This window comes from Achromobacter pulmonis, assembly GCF_902859765.1.
Lineage (GTDB): Bacteria > Pseudomonadota > Gammaproteobacteria > Burkholderiales > Burkholderiaceae_B > Achromobacter > Achromobacter pulmonis.
Window position 1 is genome coordinate 26,171 of the sequence record NZ_CADIJV010000042.1, and the last position, 7,486, is coordinate 33,656.

At 69.1% G+C, this 7,486-nt stretch carries 5 protein-coding genes; 3 read left to right on the forward strand and 2 right to left on the reverse strand.

Annotated elements, in window-relative coordinates; genetic code table 11:
* Nucleotides 1-43: 43 nt before the first annotated feature.
* The gene (gabT, locus tag HV701_RS24105) at nucleotides 44-1,306 is read right to left on the reverse strand and encodes a 4-aminobutyrate--2-oxoglutarate transaminase (protein ID WP_175135530.1); all 1,263 of its coding nucleotides are present in this window, start codon (nucleotides 1,304-1,306) and stop codon (nucleotides 44-46) included.
* A 95-nt stretch (nucleotides 1,307-1,401) separates the two neighbouring features.
* Between gabT and pdxR the strand changes: the two genes are divergently transcribed.
* Nucleotides 1,402-2,931, forward strand: a complete 1,530-nt coding sequence (gene pdxR, locus HV701_RS24110; protein ID WP_420867827.1) for a MocR-like pyridoxine biosynthesis transcription factor PdxR — start codon at nucleotides 1,402-1,404, stop codon at nucleotides 2,929-2,931.
* Nucleotides 2,932-2,970: 39 nt separating this feature from the next.
* Here the strand turns inward: pdxR and HV701_RS24115 are convergent, their stop codons facing one another.
* Nucleotides 2,971-3,882: a DUF72 domain-containing protein gene (locus tag HV701_RS24115; RefSeq protein WP_175135531.1), complete on the reverse strand. Its 912-nt coding sequence runs from the start codon at nucleotides 3,880-3,882 to the stop codon at nucleotides 2,971-2,973.
* Between the two features lie 180 nt (nucleotides 3,883-4,062).
* Here HV701_RS24115 and HV701_RS24120 point away from each other — a divergent pair, with 180 nt between their 5' ends.
* Nucleotides 4,063-6,153: an ATP-dependent helicase gene (locus HV701_RS24120; RefSeq protein WP_175135532.1), complete on the forward strand. Its 2,091-nt coding sequence runs from the start codon at nucleotides 4,063-4,065 to the stop codon at nucleotides 6,151-6,153.
* A 93-nt stretch (nucleotides 6,154-6,246) separates the two neighbouring features.
* A complete protein-coding gene (locus HV701_RS24125; RefSeq protein ID WP_175135533.1) occupies nucleotides 6,247-7,251 on the forward strand; it encodes a magnesium and cobalt transport protein CorA in 1,005 nt (334 codons plus the stop codon).
* The last annotated feature ends 235 nt before the right edge of the window (nucleotides 7,252-7,486 follow it).

Here is a 7,486-nt window from a genome sequence, read left to right on the forward strand (position 1 = left end):
GCTGCCTGCGCCGACCGGATGCACGGGATGAGCCCTTGCTTGATTATGCGGCCAGGGCCTCGGCCAGGATGGCCAGCGCGCGGTCGAACTGGGCGTCGGGAATGGTCAAGGGGTACAGGAAGCGCAGGACGTTGCCGTACACACCGCAGCTTAGCAAAATCAGGCCTTGCGCGATGGCGCGGGCCTGCACCTTCTTGACCGCCTCGGCGTCGGGCTTGCCGTTGGCATCGTTCAGTTCCAGCGCCACCATCGACCCCAGGCCGCGCACGTCGGCGATGCCCGGCACCTTGGCGCGCAGGCCCTCGAGGTGGGCGCGCAGCTTGTCGCCCAGTTGCACGGCGCGTTCGCACAGTTTTTCCTCGGCGATCACGTCCAGCACGGCATGGGCCGCGGCCACCGCCAGCGGGTTGCCGGCGTAGGTGCCGCCCAGGCCGCCCGCGGCCGGGCCGTCCATGACGTCGGCGCGGCCGACCACGCCCGAGATCGGGAAGCCGCCGCCCAGGCTCTTGGCCATGGTGATGAGGTCGGCCTGCACCGAGTGGTGTTCCATGGCGAACAGCTTGCCGGTGCGGCCGAAGCCGGTCTGCACTTCGTCGGCGATCAGGAGGATGCCGTGCTCGTCGCAGAGCTTGCGCAGCGCCACCATCAGTTCGGGCGGGGTGATGTTGAAGCCGCCTTCGCCCTGCACCGGTTCGATGATGATCGCGGCGACGCGCTTGGGATCGATGTCGACCTTGAACAGCAGGTCCAGCGCCTTGAGCGAATCGGCCACGCTGATGGACTGGGTGCCGTTGGGGAACGGCACGTGATAGATGTCGCCCGGCATCGGGCCGAACGACAGCTTGTAGGGGGCGACCTTGCCGGTCAGCGCCATGCCCAGCATGGTGCGGCCGTGGAACGAGCCCGAGAAGGCGATGACGCCCGAGCGGCCGGTGGCCGAACGCGCGATCTTGATGGCGTTTTCGACGGCTTCGACGCCGGTGGTGAAGAAAGCGGACTTCTTCAAGCCGTCGATCGGGGCCAGGCGGTTGATGCGCTCGGCCAGCGAGACGTAGCCTTCGTACGGCACGATCTGGTAGGCGGTATGGGTGAAGTTGTCGAGCTGGGCGCTGACAGCGGCCTTGATCTTGGGATGCAGGTGGCCGGTGTTCAGCACGGCGATGCCGCCCGCGAAGTCGATGTACTCCTTGCCGTCGGCATCCCACAGCGTGGCGTTTTCGGCGCGCACGGCATAGAAGTCACACATGACGCCGACGCCGCGCGGCGTGGCCAGGGAACGACGGGTATTCAGGTCCTGATTTTTCATCTCAGCCTCGGATGGCAAGTGGGCGGTAAAGCCTTACTTTAATGCTACTATGGCCCCATTGGTGGGAACCACTTTTATAAATCAGGTAGAACCAATTGCGGTCCATTGTCGGAGACTTGCTGCAACTGCGCCTGGCCGATGCCGCTGGCGGGCCGATGAACAAGCGGCTGTACCATGGCATCCGCGAAGCCATCCTGGACGGATCGATTGCCGCCGACTCGCGCCTGCCCGCCTCGCGCGACCTGGCCGCCGAACTGGGCATCGCCCGCAATACCGTGGTGCACGTCTATGGCCAGTTGCTGGCCGAAGGCTACACCCGCAGCCTGCAGGGCAATGGCACCTTCGTCAACGCGTCGCAGCCCGACTCCTATCTGGCCAGCGGCCGCCAGTCGCGCCGCGCTCCGGTGCCGCAGCCGCGTGCGGCGCTGTCGGCGCGTGGCGCCGCCATCGTCGACGGCGTGTCGGCCTCGCCCTACCAATGGGGCGCCTTCATGCCGGGCGTGCCCGACCTGACCGAATTTCCGCACAAGAAGTTCGGCCGCATTTTTTCCGCGCTGTGGCGCAACCCCAGCCCCGATCTGCTGACCTACGCCTACGGCGGCGGCCTGCCCGCGCTGCGCGAGGCGCTGGCGCAGCATCTGGCGCTGACGCGCTCGATCGACTGCGAGCCGGACCAGATCCTCATCACCGAAGGCTCGCACCAGGCCATCGACCTGGCCACCCGCATCCTCGGCGAGGCGGGCGAGACCGCCTGGGTCGAAGACCCGGGCTATTGGGGCGCGCGTACGGTGCTGCAGGCCAACGGCCTGCATACCGTCCACCTGCCGGTGGACGAGGAAGGCATGCGCCTGCCGGACGCGGGCGCGGTGCCCGGCATGGCGCCGCCGCGCTTCATTTTCGTGACGCCGTCGCACCAGTATCCGCTGGGACCGGTGATGTCGCTGGCGCGGCGCCGGCAACTGCTGGCGGTGGCGCGCCAGCATGGCAGCTGGATCATCGAAGACGACTACGACAGCGAATTCCGCTTCTCGGGCCGGCCGATCGCCTCGCTGCTGGGCCTGGAGCCGGACGCGCCGGTGATCTACATGGGCACCTTCAGCAAGACGCTGTATCCGGGCCTGCGGGTCGGCTACCTGGTGCTGCCCAAGACGCTGACGGCGGCGTTCCAGGCGGCCCACGCCGAGCTCTACCGCGAAGGCCACCTGATGACGCACGCGGCGCTGGCCACCTTCATTGCCGAGGGCCACTATGCCGCCCACATCCGCCGCATGCGCATGCTGTACGGGCGCCGCCGCGCCATGCTGGTCAACCTGATCGAGCGGCGCCTGGGACCCGAGTGGCTGCACCGCGACGCCAGCCTGGCCGGCCTGCACCTTGTGCTGACCATGCCGCCCCATATGGACGACCTGCGGGTGGTGGAGGTGGCGCGCCGCAAGGGCGTGCTGACGCGCGCCCTGTCGCGCTACTACGTTGGCGCCGAAGGCCGCCGGCCCGGCCTGCTGCTGGGCTATGCCTGCGTGCCCGAGCACGACATCGCGCGAAAGTTCGAAGTATTGCTGGAAAGCCTGGCCGAAGTGGCGCGCATGACGCCGGCCGCGCCGGCGCTGGTGGCGCAACCGGCCTGACGCGGGTTTGGCAAGCCGGCGCCCGGTTTGCCATGCCGCTCAGGTTGGGCCGGGCTGCCCGCCGCCCAGCGCCGCCGCGAAGGCGGCGGCATTGCGCATGCCCTGGTCCTCGAAATTGGTGTTGAACACCGCATGCGCCTGCGCGCTTTGCCGCGCCAGGTCCTGGAAACGGCGCGCCAGCTCGGCCAGCTCGGCCTCCGAATACGTATATTGAAAGCGCCCCGACGAGGCGGCGCCGCTGGCGTTCCAGGTGGCGGCATTGCGGCCGTGCAGCCGCAGCAGCGTCAGGTCGGGGTGAGTGCATTCCCACACGGCCGGCACGCTGTTGTCGAAACCCTGCGGCGCGTCCACCACCGTGTGGACCACGCCCAGCTCGCGCTCGAACGCCAGCGTGGCCGCCGTGGCCTGGGCGGATTCGAACCAACTGAGGTGCCGGAATTCGACCGCCAGCAGGTGTTCGGGCAGGCGCCGCGCGCACTCGGCCACCAGCGCCTGGCCGCGCGGGCCGCGCCGCAGCCAGGGCGGAAACTGGAAATGCACCGCGCCCAGCTTGCCGGCCATGCGCAAGGGTTCCAGCGCCAACGTGTAGCGGCGCCAGAGTTCATCGCGCAGGTCGCCGGGCATGGCATGGTGGTAGATGACCGGTTCGGGCCAGTCGGCCAGCTCGCGGCGGATGTCGGCGGGCAGCGACGCCAGCGGCGTCTGGTGGCCGGTGAAGAGGCGGTAGGCCTTGATGTTGAAGACGAAATCGTCCGGCGTGCGCTGCGCCCACAGGTAGGCGTTTTCGGCGCTGGGCAGGGCGTAGTAGCTGGAATCGACCTCGGCCAGCCCAAAGCGGCTGGCGTAGAAGCGCAGCCGGGCCTGGGCGTCATGCGCCTGGCGCGGATAGAAGCGGCCGCACGCCAGCAGCGTGGGGTCGGTCCAGGAGGCGGTGCCGGTAAGCAGGCGCATGGGGGCGAAAGGGCGCGTGGCGTTCTGGTGGCGGGGCCGGGCGGCTGGGGCGCCGGCGGACGACCCCGTGGCTATCGGGAAACGGTCCGACGGTGGCCGGGTTCGACTGTTATGATACCTGGATATATCCCCAGGTATCGGGCCGCGCCGACCGCGCCCGCCGCCGCCCACCGCACGCCCATGTCCGACCAGAATCCCGCCCATCCGTCCGGCCGTCCCGATCCGCTGGCCGATCTCAACCCCGCCCAGCGCGAGGCCGCCGAGTTCGGCGTCGGCGGCACGGGCGACGACGGGCCGTTGCTGGTGATCGCCGGCGCCGGCTCGGGCAAGACCAACACCCTGGCGCATCGGGTCGCCCACCTGATCCTGAATGGCGCCGATCCGCAGCGCATGCTGCTGCTGACCTTCTCGCGCCGCGCCGCCCAGGAAATGGAACGCCGCGTCGGCAGCGTGCTGCAGCGGGTCATGAACCTGCGCGGCAGCCAGCAGCCGCCGTCGCTGCCGTGGGCGGGCACGTTCCACGCCATCGGCGCGCGCCTGCTGCGCGATTGCGCCCAGCGCATCGGCCTGTCCGAGGCCTTCACCATCCACGACCGCGGCGACGCCGAAGACCTGATGGGCATGGTGCGGCACGAGCTGGGCCTGTCGTCCACCAAGTCGCGCTTTCCGCTCAAGGGCACCTGCCTGGCGATCTACTCGCGCGTGGTCAACAGCCAGACGCCGGTGGCCGATGTGCTGCACGCCACCTTCCCGTGGTGCGCGCAATGGGAAGACGAACTCAAGAACCTGTTCCGCGCCTACGTCGCCGCCAAGCAGGACCAGCAGGTGCTGGATTACGACGACCTGCTGCTGTACTGGGCCGAGATGATGGGCGACGCGGCCATCGCCGCCGATGTCGGCGCGCGCTTCGACCACGTGCTGGTGGACGAATACCAGGACACCAACCGCTTGCAGGCGGCCATCCTGCTGGCCATGAAGCCCGATGGCCGCGGCCTGACCGTGGTGGGCGACGACGCCCAGTCCATCTATTCGTTCCGCGCCGCCACGGTGCGCAACATCCTCGACTTCCCGGCCCAGTTCCCGCAGCCGGCGCGTGTCATTACGCTGGACCGCAACTACCGTTCGACCCAGCCCATCCTGAACGCCTCCAACGCCGTCATCGGCCTGGCGGCCGAGCGTTACGCCAAGGATCTCTGGAGCGACCGGCAGTCGTCGCAATTGCCCGAGCTGGTCACCGTCAGCGACGAGGCCGGCCAGGCCCGCTGGGTGGCCGACCAGGTGCTGGCGCAGCGCGAAGGCGGCGCCACGCTCAAGTCGCAGGCGGCGCTGTTCCGCACCTCCAGCCACAGCGCCGCGCTCGAACTGGAATTGACCCGGCGCAACATTCCCTTCGTCAAGTTCGGCGGGCTGCGCTTCCTGGAGGCGGCGCACGTCAAGGACCTGCTGTCGCTGCTGCGCTGGGCCGAGAACCCGCGCGGGCGCATGGCGGGATTCCGCGTGGCGCAGCTGCTGCCCGGCATCGGCCCGGCCACCGCCGGCAAGCTGATGGATGCGATGGCGCAATCAGCCGAGCCGCTGCGCGCGCTGCGCGAGTTCAAGCCGGGGGCGGCGGCGCAGGCGGAGTGGGGCGCGTTCGCCGACACCTACGCGGCGCTGGCCGATCCAAACCTGCGCTGGCCGGCCGACGTCGACCTGGCGCTGCGCTGGTACGCCGGCCAACTCGAACGGCTGTACGACGATGCGCGGGTGCGCAAGACCGACCTGGACCAGCTGGTGCGCATTGCCGCCGGTTACCCCTCGCGCGAGCGCTTCCTGACCGAACTGACGCTGGACCCGCCCGACGCCACCAGCGACGAATCGGGCGCGCCGTCGCGCGATGAGGACTACATGATCCTGTCCACCATCCACTCGGCCAAGGGCCAGGAATGGAAGGCGGTGTACGTGCTGAATGTGGTCGATGGCTGTATCCCGTCCGACATGAGCACCGGCAGCGCCGAAGAGATCGAGGAAGAGCGGCGCCTGCTGTACGTGGCCATGACGCGCGCCAGGGAACGCCTGCAGCTGATCGTGCCGCAGCGTTTCTACGTGCACCAGCAGACCGGCATGGGCGACCGCCATGTCTACGGTTCGCGCACCCGCTACATCACCAACGCCATGCTGCCGCTGTTCGATCACCTGCCCAAGCCGCCGGACTTGCCGGCGCGCGAGGCCAAGGCGCCGCAGGCGCCCAGCGTGGACGTGGCCAGGCGCGTGCGCAACCTGTTCGCCTAGCGGCGTCCGCGCAGGCCGCGGGCGGGGCGCGCCGGTGGGCTATCATCGGCCGATAGGTTGCACCCGCAGGGCTCGCATCGCCAAAGGATGTCTATGTCTACCGAAGAGAATGCCGCCGCCGCGACCAATAGCGAAGTGGTGGCGTCCATCGCCTACGTGAACGGCCGGCGCGATCACGAGGTGCCCATCGAGGAGGTGGGCAAGCACGTCGATCCCGGCCGCAGCATGCTCTGGATCGGGTTGCGCAACCCCAGCCCCGAGCGGCTGGCGGACGTGGTCGGCCAGCTTGGCGCCTGCGACAAGAACCAGGAAGAAATGCTGGAGGCGCACCGCCGGCCCAAGATCATCGACTACGGCAACATGGTGCTGATCGTCGCCATCACCGTCGAAGTCGAGGCCGAGCGCCCCATCTTCGGCGAAACCCAGTTCCTGATCGGCGAGGGCTTCCTGGTCACGGTGCGGCGCGGGGCCACGGCCGGCCACAGCCCCTTGCGCGAACGGCTGGAGGCCTCGCCCGACTTGCTCAAGCGCGGCAGCGACTATGTCGCCTCCGAATTGCTGGACTGGCTGGTGGACCGCTATGTGGCGGCGGCGGGCAAGATCGAATCGGTGGTCGAGGGGGCGGAACAGAAACTGCTGATCCGCGGCGCCAAGGATTCGGATATCCGCAAGCTGTATCGCCAGCGCCGCGACCTGCTGCGCATCCACACCGTGGTGTCGCCGCTGGCCGAGATCTGCCGGCGCCTGGCGCGGGTCGAGATGTCGGCGGTGGACGAACACGCCCGGCCTTACTTCGGCGAGGTGGCCGACCGCGTGCTGCGGGTCGACGAACTGTTCAATGCCCTGCGCGAGTCGCTGGCCTTCGCCTTTGAAGCCAGCCTGATGATCGGCCAGGCGGCGCAGAACGACACCACCCGCAAGCTGGCGTCCTGGGCCGCCATCCTGGCGGTGCCCACGGCCATCGCCGGCATTTACGGCATGAATTTCAAGTTCATGCCCGAACTGGCGTCGCCGTTCGGCTATCCGGTCACGCTGGGCGTGATCGCCTCGGTCTGTTCGTTCCTATATTGGCGTTTCCGCAAGTCGGGCTGGCTGTAGCGCGGCCCCGGGGCGCAACCGTGCCATCGCGGGCGCGCCGCGCCGCCCGGCGGCCGCCGGGCTGTGGCAAACTGCCTGCGTTTTCCTCTCCGGAGCGCGGCCCGTGCGCGGCAATTCCCCCTTTCGCGGCGGCAGCAAGCTGACCGCCCTCGTCGTCGCCCTGATCCTGGCGGCGGCCGGCGCCCTCGTCAACTGGCTGCAACCTTCCGGCCAGGGCGATGCGCGCCCGGCCGGG

Coding starts and splice junctions, on each gene's coding strand:
- gabT (WP_175135530.1), bottom strand. CDS start 1,306: ATGAAAAATCAGGACCTGAATACCCGTCGTTCCCTGGCCACGCCGCGC.
- HV701_RS24115 (WP_175135531.1), bottom strand. CDS start 3,882: ATGCGCCTGCTTACCGGCACCGCCTCCTGGACCGACCCCACGCTGCTG.
- HV701_RS24120 (WP_175135532.1), top strand. CDS start 4,063: ATGTCCGACCAGAATCCCGCCCATCCGTCCGGCCGTCCCGATCCGCTG.
- HV701_RS24125 (WP_175135533.1), top strand. CDS start 6,247: ATGTCTACCGAAGAGAATGCCGCCGCCGCGACCAATAGCGAAGTGGTG.